The organism is Paenarthrobacter sp. 10L412 (assembly GCF_056395565.1).
Genome location: NZ_JBFTJT010000015.1, coordinates 103,069 through 122,776 on the forward strand (window position 1 = coordinate 103,069; position 19,708 = coordinate 122,776).

At 61.3% G+C, this 19,708-nt stretch carries 15 protein-coding genes; 12 read left to right on the forward strand and 3 right to left on the reverse strand.

Annotation, left to right across the window (positions count from 1 at the left end; genetic code table 11):
• Positions 1–403: 403 nt before the first annotated feature.
• Positions 404–2,080, forward strand: coding sequence for an FG-GAP-like repeat-containing protein (locus tag AC1DD7_RS19860; protein WP_477516284.1), 1,677 nt, complete (start codon positions 404–406; stop codon positions 2,078–2,080).
• Between the two features lie 90 nt (positions 2,081–2,170).
• On the opposite strand, the gene AC1DD7_RS19865 is transcribed toward AC1DD7_RS19860, so the two are convergent.
• Entirely contained in the window at positions 2,171–3,181 is a 1,011-nt protein-coding gene (locus tag AC1DD7_RS19865; protein WP_477516285.1) for a LacI family DNA-binding transcriptional regulator, read from the reverse strand.
• Between the two features lie 371 nt (positions 3,182–3,552).
• Here AC1DD7_RS19865 and AC1DD7_RS19870 point away from each other — a divergent pair, with 371 nt between their 5' ends.
• The 10 genes from AC1DD7_RS19870 (at position 3,553) to uxaC (ending at position 15,639) form a co-directional block, all read left to right on the forward strand.
• Complete coding sequence (locus AC1DD7_RS19870; RefSeq protein WP_477516286.1) at positions 3,553–4,722, forward strand: Gfo/Idh/MocA family protein; 1,170 nt, start codon at positions 3,553–3,555, stop codon at positions 4,720–4,722.
• A 21-nt stretch (positions 4,723–4,743) separates the two neighbouring features.
• Positions 4,744–5,847, forward strand: a complete 1,104-nt coding sequence (locus AC1DD7_RS19875; RefSeq protein ID WP_477516287.1) for a Gfo/Idh/MocA family protein — start codon at positions 4,744–4,746, stop codon at positions 5,845–5,847.
• A 93-nt stretch (positions 5,848–5,940) separates the two neighbouring features.
• Positions 5,941–7,152 (forward strand): D-mannonate dehydratase ManD, encoded by a 1,212-nt coding sequence (manD, locus tag AC1DD7_RS19880; protein ID WP_477516288.1) that lies wholly within the window; start codon positions 5,941–5,943, stop codon positions 7,150–7,152.
• Entirely contained in the window at positions 7,149–8,117 is a 969-nt protein-coding gene (locus AC1DD7_RS19885) for a sugar kinase (RefSeq protein WP_477516289.1), read from the forward strand. Before manD ends, AC1DD7_RS19885 begins: the two co-directional genes overlap by 4 nt.
• A gap of 74 nt (positions 8,118–8,191) precedes the next feature.
• Positions 8,192–9,568, forward strand: a complete 1,377-nt coding sequence (locus AC1DD7_RS19890; protein ID WP_477516302.1) for a mannitol dehydrogenase family protein — start codon at positions 8,192–8,194, stop codon at positions 9,566–9,568.
• Positions 9,561–10,193, forward strand: coding sequence for a bifunctional 4-hydroxy-2-oxoglutarate aldolase/2-dehydro-3-deoxy-phosphogluconate aldolase (eda, locus tag AC1DD7_RS19895; protein WP_477516290.1), 633 nt, complete (start codon positions 9,561–9,563; stop codon positions 10,191–10,193). Before AC1DD7_RS19890 ends, eda begins: the two co-directional genes overlap by 8 nt.
• 289 nt (positions 10,194–10,482) lie before the next feature.
• The gene (locus AC1DD7_RS19900; RefSeq protein WP_477516291.1) at positions 10,483–11,802 is read left to right on the forward strand and encodes an ABC transporter substrate-binding protein; all 1,320 of its coding nucleotides are present in this window, start codon (positions 10,483–10,485) and stop codon (positions 11,800–11,802) included.
• Positions 11,802–12,713 (forward strand): carbohydrate ABC transporter permease, encoded by a 912-nt coding sequence (locus tag AC1DD7_RS19905; RefSeq protein ID WP_477516292.1) that lies wholly within the window; start codon positions 11,802–11,804, stop codon positions 12,711–12,713. Before AC1DD7_RS19900 ends, AC1DD7_RS19905 begins: the two co-directional genes overlap by 1 nt.
• On the forward strand, positions 12,710–13,600 hold the full coding sequence (locus AC1DD7_RS19910; RefSeq protein ID WP_477516293.1) for a carbohydrate ABC transporter permease: 891 nt from the start codon (positions 12,710–12,712) through the stop codon (positions 13,598–13,600). The genes AC1DD7_RS19905 and AC1DD7_RS19910 overlap by 4 nt, the downstream gene beginning before the upstream one ends.
• Before the next feature lie 638 nt (positions 13,601–14,238).
• Positions 14,239–15,639 (forward strand): glucuronate isomerase, encoded by a 1,401-nt coding sequence (gene uxaC, locus AC1DD7_RS19915; RefSeq protein ID WP_477516294.1) that lies wholly within the window; start codon positions 14,239–14,241, stop codon positions 15,637–15,639.
• A gap of 659 nt (positions 15,640–16,298) precedes the next feature.
• Here uxaC and AC1DD7_RS19920 read toward each other — a convergent pair.
• Complete coding sequence (locus AC1DD7_RS19920; protein ID WP_477516295.1) at positions 16,299–16,619, reverse strand: hypothetical protein; 321 nt, start codon at positions 16,617–16,619, stop codon at positions 16,299–16,301.
• 101 nt (positions 16,620–16,720) lie between these two features.
• Entirely contained in the window at positions 16,721–17,218 is a 498-nt protein-coding gene (locus AC1DD7_RS19925) for a hypothetical protein (protein ID WP_477516296.1), read from the reverse strand.
• 499 nt (positions 17,219–17,717) lie between these two features.
• Between AC1DD7_RS19925 and AC1DD7_RS19930 the strand changes: the two genes are divergently transcribed.
• On the forward strand, positions 17,718–19,708 hold a 1,991-nt coding region (locus AC1DD7_RS19930; protein ID WP_477516297.1), incomplete at its 3' end, for a DUF7507 domain-containing protein.

Consider the following 19,708-nt stretch of genomic DNA (forward strand, 5'->3'; position numbering starts at 1 on the left):
CCCTTCACGGCCGAGAGCGCGGGACGAACCGCTCCTTGTCCAAGGAAACGGGACACCATTAACGGCCGAGCGGACAGATCAGCGGCAACAGGAATGCTACGTGCTCTGCTCTTCGTCCTGGGATGCCTGCAGAAGGGCTATTTCCTGAAGAGACAGATACGTGTAGTCATCGGTCGCGCGGAGCTGTAGAAGCCGTTCGCGCATGGCTGGACCTGCGGCGAGCCAGAGAGCATCCCGCTCGTCATGACAGGCACCGGAATGCGGACAGAGCCCGATATAAAACGGGCAGCGAAGACGCCGATATTTCCCCGATGAATGTCCAAACGGCTTGCCGGACAGCGGGTCTGGACATATTGTCTGAGCAGGATGAATCTGTGCGAAATCCTTGGGGGAATGATGTCGCATGATGTTGGCTAGGCATCTGGGTCGTATTGGCATTGCTCTGGTTATCACCCTCTCTTTCTCTGTCGCTGCTGCTGGGGGCAGTAATCTTGCCGTGGCAGCTCCGGAGGTGAGCGACTGGCTCGAAGTTGGCGACTCCGCGTCCGCGGTTGCCTACGACCCGACGACACGGACTCTCTTTGTGGGAGCCGACGGAGCCATCTCCGTTGTGAAGGACAGTGTCACGGTGGGCAAGATCGCCGTGGCTGCAAAGACTATGTCAGTAAACCCTCTGACGCACACGCTGTACGCCCTCGACTCAACAAGCGACACTGTCACGGTCATCAACGGAACAACCGTGACGGCCACCATTCCGGTTCCTGAGGGGTCTCAGGAGCTGGCACTGGACCCCGGTGCCGGAAAGGTCTACATCGCCAACGGAATGGCGGGTGTGACAGTCATCGAGGGGGATAAAGTCACTGGCACGATCGCCTTGAAGGATGAAGGATACGTGTGGTCGATCGCCGTGGACACCTCCACCCACGCCGTGTACGCAGGCAACTATTCCAAGTCCACGGTTTCGCTCATTGTCGATGGCGCCGTCACGAAAACCATCCCGGCCGCCAGCGGTTGGTCAATTGCTGTCGATTCGGTAACCCATGACGTCTACGTTCCCAGCGAGTTCAACAAGAAAGTCCTAGTGATCAACGGCGGAGCGGTCGTGCGGACGATTGATGTTCCCTTTCCCCAGGATGTTGCGGTGGATTCTTCAACCCACACCGCGTACGTGACAAGTCCCGGGCTCCACACGGTCTCCGTAATTCATGGCAGCGCGGTGTCCTCTGTTGTTTCGTTCCACAAACCCGGTCGACCCGTGGTGGACCCGGTATCACACTCTGTCTATGTCCCCTCGCCAGTCGGAGCAGTGGCCGTCATCCGGGACCCTTCAAACCGGGACTTCAGCTCGGACGGTCGAACTGACGTTTTGGCCCGTGACGGCAACGGTGCGCTTTGGCTGTACCCCACGAATGGTTCAGGCGGGTGGCTGGCCTCAGAACGTGTTGGCCAGGGCTGGAACGCCATGACAGCCATCATCGCCGGTGGTGACTTCAACACCGACGGCCGGGCCGACGTGCTGGCCCGCGACATTTCTGGGTTGCTGTGGTTGTATCCGGGGGATGGGGATGCTGGCTGGCTGGCACCTGTTCAAGTCGGGCAAGGCTGGCAGTCTATGACGGCCCTTTTAGGTGCGGGGGACTTCGACGGCGACGGCTTCCCCGACCTCCTGGCCCGGGACCCGGGCGGTGTGCTGTGGCTATATCCAGGCGACGGGACCGGCGGCTGGTTCCCCAGGATCAAGGTCGGTCAGGGGTGGAACGGCATGACGACGGTCCTTGGCGCCGGTGACCTGAACGAGGACGAGGAACCTGATGTCCTGGCCAGGGATTCGGCAGGGCTGCTGTGGGTGTACCCCGGCGACGGTGCCGGCGGTTGGCTGCCGCGGTTCCAGTCGGGGCAGGGCTGGAACGTCATGGACGCCATCACGGTGCCCGGTGACTTTACGGGTGACGGTAGGCCGGACGTGCTCGCAAGGGATAATGACGGCCTGCTGTGGCTCTATCCGGAAGCCGGTGACTACGGCTGGATGCCACGCGTCCAGGTAGGGCAGGGCTGGAACGTCATGATCGCCATTGTTTAGGGCCGGCTTAAGACGTCCGGTTGGTCGAGGCCCACGTCGAGAGTACGTATTAAAGCCCTCCCTCGGCCAGGTAGCAGTACATAGTCCGCATCAATCATTCCCATGAGGCGTCTTAGCAATGATGAGGTCACCAGTTGACTCACGCCAGATGATTCGCTGCAGTCCTCCGTCGGAAGGCGGTTCTGGTTCATCACGCAAGGCGGCGACTAGTCGCTGAACTGATCGGGCACCGAGCCTCTGGTAGTCCAGGAAGACGGTGGTGATTGACGGCACTTGGAGTGCGCTGGAGACCAGGTCGTCCCACCCCGTGACGCAGAGATCGCCGGGTACAGTCCACCCCCGCTCCAGCGCGCCACGAACGACCCCGGTGGCCACTAAATCGTTGGATGCTACGACTGCCAGCGGAGGGGCGTCATCGGGAAGACTGCGAATCGCGTTGAGTCCTGACTCGCCGGTCCAATCTCCCTCGATGACTCCTAGGGAATGCAATCCGAGTTTCTCGATAGTCATTACGTAGGCATCCCTTCGGGCCCTGGCCGAAGGGTAGGCCAGCGCTCCGGTGATGTGGAGGAATCGCCGGTGGCCGCGCGAGGCCAGTTCTTCGATCATCGTGACAAGGGGTGCGGGATCAGTGAGGTCCCCGGACACTTTCATATCGTCATCAAACTCGGCGAGGGACAAGACGGTCGCTCCGCCCTCGCCGGACGGGCATGGTGGCATCGGCACGAAGGACAGGACTCCTTCAAATTGCCCGGAGTTGACGATCTCATCAAGGCGTTGTTGCCTCGCATGGAAGTCGCCTGGGAGGGTGTGGACCTCGATGGTGTAGCCGGCCTTCTGGGCTGCTTGGGTTGCGCCAGCAAGTATTTTGGATGCGAACCAGGTGGTGATCGGCAGCACCAATGCCAATCGACCGGTGCGCTGTGTCCGCATGGACCTCGCCGCCAGGTTCGGACGATAGCGCAACTCTTTTGCGACTTTAAGTACGCGCTCACGGGTCGCTTGGGAAATGCCAGGCCGCCCGGTCAGGACGTTTGACACAGTGGACTGCGATACGCCCGCGCGGGCCGCTACGTCACGGCTGGTTGGAACTTTACCCATGCCGCTTCTCCTGCCAGTTTTTAGTTCGGTGTCACTTGACGCCTGGTGATCTGCGTCTCATACTAGCAGATACGTATTACTAATACGTATTACATGGACGTGTTCAGTGTCCCAGCCATCGAGGAGGATGTGTGCCAGCGAGTGTCGCTTTGGTCTTCAACCTCGGACCCATCCTTGCGTCCTTGTGTGGGACTCTTGCTGACTGCAACCTGCTGCGGACTCGAACTGGGTTGCCCTTGAGAAGAACAGAACGATGCTTGCGGAAGCAATGAAAGCCTCCGTTAACAAGGCCGCCTGACGTCACCTGGGTCCCCACGGCACCTCGTGGGCCCCTCCCACCCTTTTTGCTTCATGGAGAGAGAGACGAGCGAATGCTCAAAATCGGAATCATCGGCACCGGAGGAATCGCGGATGCCCACATTCGCGGGTATCTGGAGTTCCCTGACGAGTGCGAAATAGTCGCATTGGCGGACATCCATCCCGGGAAGGCGGCGAGCAAGGCCGAAGCGTTCGGCTTGACTGACGCGGCCACCTACGATGACCCGGCAAAACTCATCGCTGCCGGCGGGGTCGACCTGATCAGTATTGCCACCCCGCCCAGCAGCCATGCCGAACTCTCTATTGCGGGGTTGGACGCGGGCGTGAACGTACTGGTCGAAAAACCTATGGCACCGTCTCTGGAAGAATGCGACGCGATGCTTGCCGCGCAGAAGCGGTCCGGAAAGGTCCTGTCCGTGGTCGCGCAAAACCGCTTCCGTGACGATATGGTCATCCTCAAGGAAGCGGTCGTGTCAGGCATGATCGGGTCCGTGTCGCATGTGCGCATCGACTCCGCCTGGTGGCGTGGCCTGCCGTACTACGACTTGTGGTGGCGGGGAACGTGGGAATCGGAGGGCGGCGGGTGCACGCTCAACCATGCCATTCATCACATTGATCTCACCTTGTGGCTGATGGGGAAGCCCAGCCAGGCCGTCGCAATGATCGCCAATGCGCAGCACGACAACGCCGAGGTTGAGGATCTCTCCGTCGCGATCCTCAAGTACGGACGCGGGTTGGCGCAGCTGACCAGCTCTGTCGTGCACCACGGCGAGGAGCAGGAAATCGTTATCCAGGGTGAACACGCGCGCATCTCACAGCCATGGCGCGTCACTGCGGAAGTATCCCAGCCCAACGGATTCCCCCGTGAAGGCGGCAACCCTGCACTTGTCGACGAACTGAACGCGCTGGCTAACGCGCATGTCCCGCTCCCTCATCAAGGCCACGCTGGGCAGATCGGGGACGTAATGGCGGCTATCCGCGCCGGACACCCACCCACCGCGGACGGGGTCGACGGCCGCAATGCCATCGAGATCGTAACTGCCATCTATAAAGCCGGCATCGAGCACGAAGTCGTCGACCTGCCGCTGCGCGCAGACGACCCTTACTACCGGGCGGGCGGTCTTCTCCAACGAGCCCCGCACTTTTACGAAAAACGAGAGTCCGTAAAGGAACTCGCCGGCGACATCATCGTGGGCGCCGCAACAAGCGCAGTCTCCGACTGACCGAACAAGAGAAGGTTCAAGATGCCCAACTCCGACGGCGCCACCTACGCGCCCGCACCCATGCCCCAACCCGTGGTCAAACCCGGAGAATTCATTTTCGCGGCTGCACACCTGGACCACGGACACATTTACGCAATGACCGAAGGTCTGCTCGGCGCCGGAGGCACGCTGAAGTCGGTTTACGACGCCGATCCAGCCAGAGTTGCCGCTTTCCGTGCAAAGTTCCCCGATGTCCGGGTCGCAGCCAGCGAGGCCGAGATCCTCAACGACCCGGACGTACGGTTAATCGCCAGCGCTGCAGTTACCTCCGAACGCGCTGCGATCGGACTGCGCGTCATCGATGCCGGAAAAGACTACTTCACCGACAAAGCACCATTGACCACGCTCGAGCAGCTCGACGCGGTGCGTGAAGCCACAGACCGGACGGGGCGGAAATATGCCGTGTACTACTCCGAGCGCATCCACGTCGAAGCGGCCGTCCTCGCCGGGCAGCTCATTGAACGGGGCGCCATCGGCACCGTTCTGCAGGTCACTAGCCTCGGCCCGCACCGGATCGGCGCCCCCGACTCCCGACCAGACTGGTTCTTTGACAAGGATCAGTTCGGAGGAATCCTCTGCGACATCGGCAGCCACAACTTTGAGCAGATGCTGTATTTCACGGGCGCCACTGACGCCGAAGTCGTCAGCGCAACCGTTGCCAATTACTCACATTCCGAATACCCCGCGTTCGAAGATTTCGGTGACGCGCACATCGTCATGAACAACGGAAGTACCGGCTTCGTGCGCGTTGACTGGTTCACCCCAGAGGGCTTGCGCACGTGGGGTGATGGGCGCACAATCATCCTCGGCACCGACGGCTTCATCGAATTGCGAAAGTACGTTAACATCGCTGCCGACGACGGCGCCGACCACCTGTTCCTGGTTAATAAGGACGGCGAACAGTACATCAACGCCACGGGTCGGGTCGGGTACCCGTTCTTCGGCGCACTGATCCGTGACTGCCTGGACCGGACCGAGACCGCGATGACGCAGGTCCACGCCTTCAAAGCCGCGGAAATCAGCGTCAAGGCGCAGATGCTTGCCCGTGACCTCACTGCCGCCGCCGTGCGACTGGCAGCTCGATGATCGACCCCGGACACAGTGGCGCCCGGTGGGGCTCGTCGCCTGACCGTGCCTTCAACCTCAGCCACGTCTCTCAGAAGTAGGTAGGACCGACCTATGAAGATCACCGACGCACGGGTTGTGGTTTCGTCGCCCGGACGGAACTACGTGACGCTCGTTATTGAAACCGAGGACGGTGTCACCGGCATCGGCGACGCCACGCTTAACGGCCGCGAGCTGGCCGTGGCGTCCTACCTCAGCGACCACCTCTGCCCGCTGCTGATCGGCCGGGACGCGCGCCGCATCGAGGACGCCTGGCAGTACTTCTACAAAGGCGCGTACTGGCGCCGCGGCCCGGTGACCATGACCGCCATCGCCGCGATCGACGTCGCGCTCTGGGACATCAAGGGCAAGGCCGCGGGCATGCCGGTCTACGAACTCCTCGGCGGAGCCGCCCGCGAGGGCGTGATGGTCTACGGCCACGCCAGCGGCACCACCCTGGAGGATCTCAGCAGGGATTTCCAGCACCACCTGGACCTCGGCTATAAGGCCATCCGTGCCCAGGCCGCCGTGCCTGGCTTGGACAAGACCTATGGCATCGCTCCGGTGGACGGGAAGCTCTACGAGCCGGCCAGCAGCAACGTTCCGCAGGAAGACACCTGGGAAACCACCGCCTACCTGGACTTCGCGCCGAAGATGATGGCCCACATCCGGGAAGAATTCGGCTACGGCGTCCACGTCCTGCACGACGTCCACCACCGCCTGACCCCCATCGAAGCCGGCCGGCTGGGCGCCTCACTGGAACGGTACCGGCCCTTCTGGATCGAAGACCCGACGCCGGCCGAGGACCAGTCCGCCTTCCGCCTGATCCGCCAGCACACCACCACGCCCATCGCCGTGGGCGAGGTGTTCAACTCCATCTGGGACTGCCAGCAGCTCATTACCGAACGGCTCATCGACTACATCCGCACCTCGGTTTCGCACGCCGGCGGAATCACGCACCTGCGCCGGATCTTCTCCCTCGCGGATCTCTACGGCGTCCGGTCCGGCTCGCACGGCGCCGGCGATCTCTCGCCGGTGTCCTTCGCCGCCGCGCTGCACGTGGACATGTCCATTCCCAACTTTGGCGTCCAGGAATACATGGGCCACCGGGACCCCGCCAACGAGGTATTCACCACCTCCTACACCTTTAATGACGGCTACATGCATCCCGGCGACGCTCCCGGCGTCGGCGTTGAGTTCAACGAGGAAGCCGCCGCCCGGTTCCCGTTCGACCCCAAGTACCTGCCGGTGAACCGGCGGCTCGACGGATCGGTACACGACTGGTGAACACTGCAGCCCAAGAATCCTTTGACGTGGTGGTGATGGGGGAGATCCTCGTCGAAGTCGCCACCGACCAGCCTTTCGGCCACGGTGTGCCCGCGCACTTGGGCATTTCGGGCGACGCGCTGAACGTCGCCGCCGCTGCGGCCGCTGCGGGCGCCCAGGTCGGCCTGCTCTCCGTGCTGACCGACGACGACCTCGGCCAGGCCATTGCCGCCCGGATCACCGAATTGGGAATCTCCACCGCCCTCCTGAAATTCCGCAAGGGCCAGCAGGGCGTCTACCTTGTGCACAGCGATCCCGACGGCGAACGCGAGTTTTCCTACGCCCGCACCGGGAGCGTCGGTTCCACTCTGGGCCCGGACGACGTCGACCAGGCAGTTTTCGCCACTGCCGGCGCCGTGGTGGCGGGAGGCATCGCCTGCGCCATCTCCGAGTCGTCCCGGGCGGCGGTTTTCAAGGCAGCTGTCGTCGCCAAACACTTCGTCTTCGATCCCAACTTCCGCCCGCGGCTTACCTCAGTGGGGGAGGCGACGGCGGCACTACAGCAGCTGGCGCCCCGCGCCTTCCTGGTCACACCGTCCTTCCCAGGCGAGACCTCGGCGTTGTTGGGCTGCTCGACGCCGGTTGAGGCAGCCGCGAAACTGCGCACCCTGGGTGCCCGGAACGTTGCGGTCACCTGCGGCGCCAAAGGCGTCCAGCTCCAAGCCGACGGCGTGTCGGCCTGGGTTCCAGCCATCCCGGCGCCTGCCCTCGTGGACCAGACCGGCGCCGGCGACGCGTTTGTTGGCACCCTGACGGCCCGCCTGGTGCTCGGCAACGACTTCCCGACGGCGGCCCGGTTCGGCGCTGCCGCATCTTCCCTGGTGGTGGGCGGCAGGGGCGGCACGGGCTTCATTCCAAGTTTTGAGCAGACCCGGGCGCACGCCGCCGGGACTTTGGTTGAAGGGACAGTGCCATCGAACGCCTGAGCAATTCATCCCTCGCGGCTGCCGGCCGGACACCTGCGCTTCAGCGGGAAAAGCTGCAGCCCGGAATCGTCCATCTGGGGCTGGGTGCGTTTGCCCGCGCCCACACCGCGGTTTTCACTGAAGAAGCGATGCTCGCGACCGGCGATTCCGGCTGGGGGATCATCGGGGTCACCCAGCGTTCAGACACCGTGGCACGCCAGCTGGCGCCACAGGACGGGCTCTTCTGCGTCGCTGAGCGTGGGAGTGGCACGGAGCCGCTCCGTGTCGTATCCAGCATCGTGGAGGCCATCTCCGGCCGGGACCAGCCGGATGCCGTGGTGGACCGGATCGCCGCGGACAGCACGCGCGTGGTAACGGTGACAGTGACCGAAAAGGGCTATCGCATCGATCCGCATACCGGGTCCCTGAACCTCGCGGATAAGCAGGTCCAGGCCGATCTTGCCGGGAACCCGCCGCTGAGCGCCATCGGACAGCTCACCCGCGGTATCCAGAAACGGGCTCTGGCCGGCAAGGGACCGCTCACCGTGGTCTCGTGCGACAACCTGCCAGGCAACGGTGAACTGACGGCCACACTGGTCCGGACGTTCGCAACCGCCCTCCCCGAGGACCAATCCCGGCCGCTGCTTGCCTGGATGGAGAACCACGTCACCTTCCCCAGCACCATGGTGGACCGGATGGTACCGGCCACCACCGCCGGTGACCTTGACGCCGTCGAACGGGAACTCGGGCTCCGGGACGAGGCCGCCGTAGTGGCCGAATCCTTTATGCAGTGGGTCATCGAGGACAACTTCGCGGGGGACCGGCCCGCCTGGGAGCAGGCCGGGGCGCTGTTCAGCAGCGATGTGCCAGCGTGGGAGGCGGCGAAGCTGCGTCTGCTCAACGCCAGCCATTCGATGCTGGCATACCTCGGACTTGTCAGCGGCAAGGCGACCATCAGCGAAGCGGTCGGTGAAGACGCCTTCCGCACTGCATGCCAACGGATGATGGCCGAGGACGCGCTACCCACCATCCGCCTCCCCAAGGGCCTGGACGGTGAAACGTACTGCGCCCAGGTCCTCGATCGGTTTGCCAACCCGGCCCTGGGCCACACCACCGCCAAGGTGGCCAGCGATGGGTCCCAGAAAATCGGCCTCCGGCTGCTGACCACTGTCCGGGCCGCCTTCGACGCCGGACACGAACCGCGCTGGGCCGCGCTGGCGGTGGCCGCTTGGATGCACCACGTGGCCGCCACCCGTGCCACGGATCTGAACGATCCACTCGCGGAGGACCTCCAGGCGGCCCTGCCAAAGGAGCGGTCCGCTGCCACCGTGGTTCCGGCACTCCTGGGCGTGCGCAGCATTTTCGATGAAGAGCTCGCGGCCAACGCCGCCTTCGTAGAACTGCTAATGCATTGGTACCACATCATCGACACCGGGCTGGACGGCCTGAGAGAAGAGATTACCCATGGCTGACGCAACCAGCGTCCTGCACGTGTCCCCTGTCATCCCGGTAGTCACCATCGCCGACCCGCAGCATGCGGTTCCTGTGGCCCGGGCACTGATTGACGGCGGTGTCGGCGTCATCGAACTCACCCTGCGGACGGACAGCGCCCTCGAATCGCTCAAGCGCATCGTCAACGAAGTGCCGGACATCCTGGTGGGCGCCGGCACGATCCTCTCTCCCGGTCAGGCGGACGCCGCGGTTGCCGCCGGTGCGCAGTTCCTAGTCAGTCCTGGCGTAACGCCGTTCCTGCTGGACCACATGCTGCAGCTCAAGATCCCTGTGCTTCCCGGGGTGGCGACAGTTGGCGAAGTGATGGCAGTCCGTGAGCGTGGCCTGAAGGCCATGAAGTTTTTCCCCGCGGGCCCAGCTGGCGGGCCGGACTACCTCGCCGCCATCGGAGCACCCCTCCCTGAGGTGCTGTTTTGCCCGACGGGTGGGGTGAGCCTTGAAGCCGCGCCTGGATACCTGTCGCTGAAAAATGTCGCCTGCGTTGGCGGCAGCTGGCTGACCCCGCGCTCAGCAATGGAGCACGACGACTGGGAACAGATGACGAACCTGGCACGTGACGCCTCCAGACTCACGGGGGCCAAGTGAACAATGCGATCAGCTTTCGTCGCCCCGTGCCCGATTCTTGCGGAAAGGACAATATTATGGCAATTTTTGGCAACCGCTTGCCTACCGTCTGCAATTCTACCTAAACATGCTGACATGACCGGAAAGTGAGACGAGGCCGAAGTACTACCGGGTTTTAGTGCTTCGTAGAAGGCGGCTCGTCCATTCTGCGGAAAAGAACGGCGGCAGCACTGAAGTGTGCCGCCCCCAACAAAGTATTGCCCCTAAGAACGCATCGCCCAAAGGGCGACCACCATCAAGGAGGATGTAAGTGGCTAAGAAAATTCGAACAACAGCTCGTCTGCTGGTAGCACTCACCGCAGTTGCCATGTTGGGCGCATGTGCGCCGGGACAGGTCGATGGCCAGGGCTCGGGCGCATCTCCATCGGCTGTGCAAAGCGTGGACCCGGCAGAGTTTGCGGGCAAGACCCTGAACTACGTCTATTTCACCGATGGGCCGGACGCGGCCGCGACCGCCCAGCTTATCTCGAAGTTCGAGGAGAAGTACAAAGTCAAGGTCAATCTGGAGACTTTGCCCTACAAGGACCTTGTGACCTCGGTCCAAGCCAGACTCTCTGGTGGGAACGCTCCTGACGTGGTCAGGCTGACAGGTTTGACTGACTTCCGTGACGACCTTCTGGATCTGCGAGGCTACCTTGGCGAAGACTATGCCAAGGAATTCCTCCCCGGCCCCGTGGTCGGCGCAACCGGCAAGGATGGCAAGATGCTTGCCGTCCCATCCGACCTGACACTCAATGGCCCGTTCGTCAACGTTGACATGTTCAAGAAGGCCGGCGTCAGCCTTCCCGATCCCGAGAAGCCCTGGACTTGGGAGGAAATGATCGACGCTGCTACCAAGGTGCAGAAGGCAAATGGTTCACAATACGCCTTTGCGATGGATAAGTCCGGGCACCGTCTCTCTACGGTCCTGAACCAGTACGGCACGGCATTGGTCGCAAACGGGAAGTCCACGCTGGATGCTGAAAAAGCCAAAAAGGCGCTGAAGCCCCTTATCGACATGATGAGTGACAACAGAATGCCCCGAGACTTCTGGCTCGGCTCGGGATCCCGCTACTCCGGTGCCAACGAAATTTTCCTCGCACAGGATGCTCCGGTCTACCTCTCCGGCAACTGGCAGGTCGGTCAGTTCGCCAAGAACGCCAAATTTGAGTGGGCCGCTGCCCCTAACCCCTGCGCGGATAACTGCGGTGGTTTCCCGGGCGGCAAGTACATGGCGGCACTCCAACAAAGCAAGAATCCGGCGCTGGCAGCGGAATTCATTCGGTTCATGAACACGATGGAAAACCAGGAAACGTTTATCAAAGCAGGCGGTTTCCTGCCCACCCGTAAAGACCTGGCTGAAAAGGGTGTTGCCTATCCTGACCGTCAGGCGGACATGGACGTCTTCTTGAAAGACCTGGCACGCACCCCTGATCTTGGATACGCGGCGAACTCTGATCCGGCTTTTACCGGGTCTGCTACAGAGCTTGTCAACGCCGTTTCCGACGTCGTAGGTGGAAAGAAGGACCTGTCGACAGCGGTGTCAGACCTGCAGAAGAAGACGCAATCCCTCGTGGAGGAACTGCACTAATGGCAGCTATACAAGCTACGCCGCGCCTTCGGCAGCGCAAGGCGCCGCTGAAGATGCGCCTGGTTCCCTATCTCTTCCTGCTGCCAAACATGGCGATCTTCGGACTCTTCACCGTTTGGCCGGCCATCAACGGCTTCAACATCTCGATGTACTCCTCGTCCAACGGCCGCACGTTCCGGTGGGAGGGCACCGGTAACTACCAGCGCATCCTCACCGACGAGGATTTTTGGGGCATCGTCAGGAATACCGTCGTTTATGCTCTGGCATTCGTCCTGTTGTCTGTCGTGCTGGGCGTCATGCTGGCCGTGCTTGTTGACCAGCAGCGGCGGGGTCGGACCTTCTTCCGGTCCGTGTTCTTCATCCCCGTCTTGATCTCGCCCGTCGTCGCCGGCTTGGTGTGGAACTGGATGCTTGAGCGCCAAAATGGCCTGACCAACACCTTCTTGGGCACCCTCGGCATACCGGAGGTCCCGTGGTTGGTGGATAACACCCTGGCCATGGTCGTCGTTATTGGCGTCGGCACATGGATGCAGGTGGGTTTCTACATGCTTATCCTTCTGGCCGGTCTGCAAAGTATCGACCCGTCCGTCTATGAGGCGGCAAAAATCGACGGTGCCTCGCGCTGGCAGCAGTTCATCAGCCTCACTTTCCCGTTACTACAGCCCAGCATCCTTGTCGTTGTCGTACTTGCCACAATTCACGGGTTCCAAGCATTTGATTTCATCTACACCTTGACAGGCGGCGGCCCCGTGGGCGCAACCACGCTCATCGTTCAGTACATTTACGAAAACGGCTTTGTCTCGCCAATCCGGTACGGAGTCGCTACAGCGGGCAGCGTCCTGCTGTTCTGTGCAATATTCGCGCTGACCATCGCTAACTGGATGATCGGCCGCAAAAGGGAGGCAGCATGAGCCACAGCACCGTAACCAAGGACGCTCCCGCGATCGGCCCGTCTAAAACGTGGACGTCCACGGGACGTAGCAAAGTTACCTCCACAGATGCGTTGAGGGTAGTCATCTTGGTGACGTCAGCCCTGATGGCCCTCATCCCCATCGTGTGGCTCGTCCTCGGGTCGTTCAAGACGCCGACAGAACTCTCCAAGCGGCCGCCGACGCTGTTGCCTGAGTCCTGGGGACTTTCCAATTACACGGAGGCTATGACCCGGTTCAATTTCCCCTCATACCTGACCAACAGCGTCATCGTAACCCTCGCCGCGACGTTACTTACCCTGGCGATCAACTCCATGGCAGCCTATGCCTTGGCGAAGTACAACTTCCGTGGGAAAAACGGGCTGTTCCTGCTGACCCTCGCCACAATTATGATTCCATTGCAGGTTATCTTGCTCCCTGTGTATCAGGTTGTGGCATCCCTGGGATTGGTCAATACCCTCTGGGGTCTCATCATCCCCGCAGCAGCCACTCCAACCGGAGTGTTCATACTGCGGCAGTACATGCTCTCGATTCCGGATGAACTAATAGAGGCTGCACGAGTGGACGGGGCAGGGGAGTTCCGCATATTTTTCCGGATCGTGCTTCCGATGTGCCGGCCGGCGCTTGCCGTCGTTGCCATCCTGTCCATCATGTGGCGGTGGAACGATTTCCTGTGGCCCCTGGTGGTCGCCCAAAGCGAGTCTGTCTACACCTTGCCGGTTGCCCTTGCCAGGTTCACCGCCGAGGAAACCGTTCCTTTCAACCTCATCCTCGCCATGAGCGTCGTCACTGTTCTGCCCGTGATCATTCTGTTCCTCTTCTTCCAACGGCAAATCGTCACCGGCATTGCCAACACCGGCATCAAGTAACCGACACCCAGGAAAGGCTTGCGAAGGACCACCCGCTCGTCCGGTCGAGTCGCACAGTTGCCACATAACCGTGCGTCCGTCGGTACCGACGCCCTGCCGTAGCTTCAACGCGGCCAACCAATACTAAAGATCAACTTCAAAGGACCACGATGAACAGCACAACCATGCTCGAAAAGAACCTCATTATCCACGTGCCGGAAAACCAGCCGACGGTTACAGTCCGGCTGGAAATCGAAACCTCCTGCACTTGTGCAGGACAACGCGTTCACACGGCAGGTTCATATACTGACGCGGAACCCCCCGGACGCTCCTGAAGCGCATAACCGCCAGGCCGGAGCAGCAGTTGCGCCAAGCGGGCAAGGCCCGGACGCTGCGGCTCTCGGACTTGCAGCGGCACACTCTGACCCAACGGTTTACCCATCGGGGCAGATACGGCACCGCGACATTTTGGACCCCATTAGCGAGGGCCCGCAGCCCGCAGTGCCTGTCAGTGACGCCGTCAACGCCCTGGGAACAGGGCGGGCTGCGTGTCTACCACACTGAACCAGGCTGACCTTTTCAATGAAGTCCTGTCCGGAAAGTACAACGACCTCGTAGCCCGTGCGGGCCGAATTCAATAGCAGGAGCCTCCTGAACCTATGAAGCAGTCAATAGCAGCCCATCCTGACCGGCTCCTCCCGGCCGAACCCGGCGTTCGGGACATAGCTCGTTCCCTTTACAACCAAGTATCCAGTCTCCCGATTATCTCCCCTCACGGACATGTGGATGCAGGGGTAATTGAAAACAACGTGCCTTTTCCAGATCCTGCAGCGCTCCTGGTCACCCCGGACCACTACGTGACCCGCCTGATTCACGCTGGCGGAACCTCCATGGACCAGTTGGGGTTGGGAGCTGCTCCGGCTGACTCCCGTCAAATTTGGAGGCACTTTATTGCTGCGTGGCCGCAGTTCGAAGGCACGGCATCCGGCTACTGGATTCGGCAAGAGTTCGAGCACGTGTTCGGCGTACGTGACGAGCCGACGGCGGAGAACGCCGAAAGGATTTTCGACGCAATTTCTGCCAAGCTCGCCGAACCGGGGTTCCGCCCTCGCGAGCTGTTCAAAGAGTTCAATATCGAGGTTCTGGCCACCACCGATGATCCCTTGGATTCGCTGGACAGCCACGCTGCCTTGGCCGCAGACCCGTCCTTCGGGGGGAGGGTCCTTCCCACCTTCCGCCCGGACCAGTACCTGAACATCGCCCATCCGGCATGGCACGACAATGTCGAACGACTCATTGCGGGGGGCACCGGTTCCTCTGGTTACAAGGGATACCTGGAGGCGTTGGAGGCAAGACGGCGTCATTTCCTTGATCGCGGGGCTGTGTCCGCTGACCACGGCGTCCGCACTCCCGCCACCCTCAAACTGGATTATTCTGAGGCAGAGCGGCTGTTCGAGCGCGCCCGCGCCGGAAAAGCAACCCCGGAAGACCGCGACGCCTTCGAAGCGCACATGGTCTATCAGATGGCCAGAATGTCGGTAGAAGACGGATTGGTTATGACGATCCATCCCGGCTCATACCGCAACCACCACAGCCCCACATTTGAGGCATATGGCCCGGACCGTGGACACGACATTCCGTTCGCCGTCAATTACACCGAAGCCGTCCGGCCGCTGCTGCAGGACTTCGGCACGGCAAAAGACTTCCACCTTGTGCTGTTCACATTGGACGAAACAGTCTTCTCACGTGAATTGGCGCCACTGGCTGGCTTCTACCCATCTGTATATATAGGTGCCCCGTGGTGGTTCCTGGATGCACCGGATGCAATGCTCCGGTTCCGCGCCGCAGTCACGGAAACAGCGGGCTTCTCACGATCCTCAGGATTCATTGACGACACCCGGGCGTTCTGCTCCATCCCGGCCCGCCACGACACCTCACGCCGAATCGAGTCCGCTTTCCTCGCGCGGCTCGTCGCCGAACACCGAATCAGCGAAGAACGCGCACACGAGCTCATTGTGGACATCGTTGATGCCTCACCACGAAGGGTGTTCAAGCTATGAGCGACAACAAAAGTGTCCGCCTCTGACCCGCCAACCAGTCAACCTGACGGTGGCGCCAAGACGAATCGTTCACACAGGGCTCGGTCAATTGAAAATGCCTACCCCATCGCCGGAAGGAACAGCTGAACTTCAATGAAGATCGTTGAAGCAGAAGTATGAGTTACCACCCCGTCCCGCTTACCTCAAGGAGCATGTGGCTCAGCTGTTGATCGGCGGCACGATCTATGCCCGCTTTGGGTAGCGATCTCTCAGAATCATGAGTGGGACCTTAGTGCATTCGGGCGCCCGCGGTTATAGGATCGCTGGCCGCAAAGAACGGATCCGCAATCAGAGGGTCGTCTTTACACGCTTGTACGCGCCTGGCGGCTAGGTAGAAAAAGCGTTTACCATAGGTGCTTACTACCAAGCCGTGGAAATGGCTGGTCTTCGTTGTGACCTTTATTGGTTCAGGTGTTTCCACGGCTTTTACGTTGGGCACTCCACGAGTTTTTGGCGTCAGTGGCATGCTCCTGCTGTGGATAGCGAACCTGATCCCAATGCTTCTTTTCGAGTCTTTACTTAGGCCCGCTTATCGCTGCACCGGGGCTAGGGTGGTTTGGTCCCTGCTGCCGTGGAAGAGTAGGCGGTAGCGGCAAGGTGTGGAAGCGCGGCAGTTGCTCCTACCGACCGTTACCGGCCGACTCTTGGGCATGCTTTCCAGTGGACGGTGTCCCGATGACCGGTAAAGGCGCCGTGTCGAAGAATCGGTATTCCGTGTCCGGAACGCGGATGGTTCCGGCGGCCTCCGCTTTGTCCCGGAGGAAATCGTGATCATCGCGGGTAAGTACAACCTGCCCGTGTACGTCGTACTCGACGTCCTTGTATGCTTCGTTGCTGATCCTGCTCGATAGGGCTTGGGGCAGAACGAGGCTTGCCGGATTCTCCAAGAGCCATGTCCGGGTCTCCGAGTCCAGCCGATTCCATTCGTGTTTGATGCTCATGCCGTGGACATCCCCTTCTGTCGGGCTTTGCATGGTGGTAGCGAATTCCACCCAGATTACGCCTGCCACTTAGCGGGCGATAGAGCTGTGAGCCACCTCCTTCAGAGGTCTTGGGCGCAAGTCTCACGCCGGGGCCTGCCCTTGGTGAGGCGGCCTCGCGGCACAGTAACGTACGCCAGCACGCCCACCAACGTACCCACGAGGGACACGGTGGTGGAGATCGCGAAGGCATCTGCTGAGAACTGTTGAAGCCCAAATGAGAAGGGCAACCAAATGACAATCCACTGGAACGCGTCAACAATGCCGCCCCAGCGCCTTCCGCGGCTTAACCCGATAAGGGCCACGACGGAGAGTCCTGCTATTCCAAGGCCGCCAGCCATGCCGATGGAGAACCCGCGTGTTACGTCATTGTCAGGCTCGACAGGGTATGCTGCGATCACCTCCCGGGACCACACGTACATCCAGATGGCCAGACCGAGCCCGCCAATGATCATGAGAGAAGTAACGACCCCGGCTATATTGAGGATCGCAACCGCAACCGGCGCCGACCGTGCCTCGCCCCGCTGCCCATCGGCCTGGCCGCGCTTCTTTTCCCCCATCGGACCAGCCTGCGCGCAATTGATGAAGTTGTCACGCCCAGTCAGCGGATTTCGTCGCTATCAAAGGGCAAGACCACGTCTCGGGGACGCAGCTCAGGTCTGGCCCGCAGAAAGCGCACCCAATGCCTTTCAGCTCTGCAGGAGAATTGCTCAAGCCTCATTTCCCACGCCCATCCCGCGTGGAGCGGAATACTACTCCTCCGCGATGCTGTGAGGATCTCCGGGTTTCACTCGGCGGCTCTGTCAGGAACCGAACCGAGGCCGCGAACTTCCTGGAGGAGTCCCGAGAGCTGTCTCTCAAAAAATTCTTGCTTTTTGCGGCATGAACTTTTCCAATCACGCACTCCTTTGACTGGAGACCCGACCTTGCCGGACGCAATCGGTCAGTCTCCGCAACATATGTTTGGCCGGCGGCTGTGGGGTCTGTCGGTCACTGTTCATTGGAGAGAATCCCTTGAAGTATCTGCTTGGGAAAATAACCGCCTTCGTTACCGTATTAATGGTCGTTTTTGGCGCTCTTTTATTGGGGGTGCTCCACCTGACTGCACCAGCTCACGCCTACGAAGTAGCAACCAACCAGGCAAACGTCACCGGTGGGGCGGCTATTTTGACGATGCCGGGATCCGGTCTTACGGCCACCTATGATCAATCCGGCCTGACTGACCTCGTGGGCGCATCTTCGATGAATAGCCGGGGTTACGTTGCCTCCGATTTCACGCCAGGCCTTGCAACCACCGCTCCTGCGGTCGAGTTCTCATCGAACCTGATCAACAACTGCCCAGCGGTTGGCACCTGTACAGGCTTGGGGACTGTCACCATCGCTTTCAGCCAGCCGGTGCGGAATCCTGTGCTCAACATCGCTGGCCTCGGCGGATACGTTTTGAACGACGTCGGCAATAACGGGACCGTTGACAAACAGTCCCAGCAGCACGCGGTGCTCAACCTTGCGACTGCAGGTTTGTCGATGACCAAGCTCTCCGGTGGAAATCTTTCCGTCTCTGGAAACTCGATCACCACCACCAACGACAACGCCGGAACGGCGTGTAATACGAGTGTGCAGACCGGCACACCCGACCCCGTCGACGCACAGGCGACAGCTGGTTGCGGTTCGGCCCGCATCAACGGAACCGTCACCTCTCTGACCTTCAACATCAGTGCTGTTTTTGTCCAAACCACTCCTGTTTTGCCGGCCTACACCATCAATGACAGTACGGACCCATTGCACAACAGGGACAACTTCGTCATGGCCGTGACGGTGCCCCAGGATTTCGGTGATGCCCCGGCCAGTTATGACCAAGGCAGTGCTGCCAGGGCTGTTCTGTCGGATGTGACGCTTGGGCCGAGTGTGACTGAGGACAACGCGACTGTGGCCAACGGCACCGCGTCGCCGAATGCGGGTGCGACGGCGGCCCAGGACCTGATGGACGACGGCGTGGTGCTGGCTCCGATGGTGCAGGGTGCTACCACCTACTCGACGACGGTGGCGATCAGTGGGGCCAGTAAAGCAGGCATGACCTGCGGGTGGATTGATTTCAACAAAGACGGACTGTTCAATAACACTGCCGAGCGGGCCTGCGCCACCTTCATGGCGGGTGCCACGACCGCCACACTGACCTGGGCGACGGTCCCTGCGGGGGTGACTGCGGGGACGACGTATGCGCGGTTCCGGGTCGGTTACACCACCGCCCAGGTCCAGCTTCCGATCGGACCCTCCGATTCCGGCGAGGTGGAGGATTACATCTTCACTGTTGCTCCGGCGGCTGTTCCGGCGATCACGTTGGTGAAGACGGTGAACAAGACCATCCTGGTGGCCGGTGAAACGGCCACGTACACGTTCGTGGCGAAGAACACGGGCAACGTGACGCTGACCTCGGTGGTCATCGCCGAGACCCAGTTCTCCGGAACGGGCACCATGTCTGCCCTGTCCTACGCCTGGCCGGGCCTTCCGGGCATCCTTTTGCCGGGGCAGTCCGTGACCGCGACCGCAACTTATGTGGTCACGGCGAGCGATGTCACCACGGGGTTGCTGACGAACACGGCGAAGGTCACCGGGAACCCGCCCCTGGGTTTGCCCGTCACGGCAACCGACGACGCTCAGGTCACCGCACCCCCGGCGTGGAAGATCAAAAAGACCGCCACGGTCAACGGGGCCGTTCCGGCGAACGGGTCCGTGACTCCGGGCCAGACCATCGTGTACACGGTCACGGCGAGCAGTATCAGCGGCACCATCACCGGGGTTGTGCTGAAGGACAACCTGGCGGAGGTCCTGGACGATGCGACGTTCGTGTCCGGGTCCGCGTCCCTGATAATCGGCACCGGGGCACCGGTGGCGGTGGCCAATCCCGTGCCGCCCTCCACCCTGCTCGCCACCGCGGCGTTCACCCTCCCGGCCGGGCAGACCGCCACCTTGAAGTACAGCGTCGTGGTCAAAGCCGGGGCGTGGAACGAACAGCTCGTGAACGTTGTGACGGGCACGGCGACCACCACCGC

Bases quoted from the DNA above. Each gene is read 5' to 3' on its own strand.
- AC1DD7_RS19860 (WP_477516284.1), top strand. From the start codon at position 404: ATGATGTTGGCTAGGCATCTGGGTCGTATTGGCATTGCTCTGGTTATC.
- AC1DD7_RS19865 (WP_477516285.1), bottom strand. From the start codon at position 3,181: ATGGGTAAAGTTCCAACCAGCCGTGACGTAGCGGCCCGCGCGGGCGTA.
- AC1DD7_RS19870 (WP_477516286.1), top strand. From the start codon at position 3,553: ATGCTCAAAATCGGAATCATCGGCACCGGAGGAATCGCGGATGCCCAC.
- AC1DD7_RS19875 (WP_477516287.1), top strand. From the start codon at position 4,744: ATGCCCAACTCCGACGGCGCCACCTACGCGCCCGCACCCATGCCCCAA.
- manD (WP_477516288.1), top strand. From the start codon at position 5,941: ATGAAGATCACCGACGCACGGGTTGTGGTTTCGTCGCCCGGACGGAAC.
- eda (WP_477516290.1), top strand. From the start codon at position 9,561: ATGGCTGACGCAACCAGCGTCCTGCACGTGTCCCCTGTCATCCCGGTA.
- AC1DD7_RS19905 (WP_477516292.1), top strand. From the start codon at position 11,802: ATGGCAGCTATACAAGCTACGCCGCGCCTTCGGCAGCGCAAGGCGCCG.
- AC1DD7_RS19910 (WP_477516293.1), top strand. From the start codon at position 12,710: ATGAGCCACAGCACCGTAACCAAGGACGCTCCCGCGATCGGCCCGTCT.
- uxaC (WP_477516294.1), top strand. From the start codon at position 14,239: ATGAAGCAGTCAATAGCAGCCCATCCTGACCGGCTCCTCCCGGCCGAA.
- AC1DD7_RS19920 (WP_477516295.1), bottom strand. From the start codon at position 16,619: ATGAGCATCAAACACGAATGGAATCGGCTGGACTCGGAGACCCGGACA.
- AC1DD7_RS19925 (WP_477516296.1), bottom strand. From the start codon at position 17,218: ATGGGGGAAAAGAAGCGCGGCCAGGCCGATGGGCAGCGGGGCGAGGCA.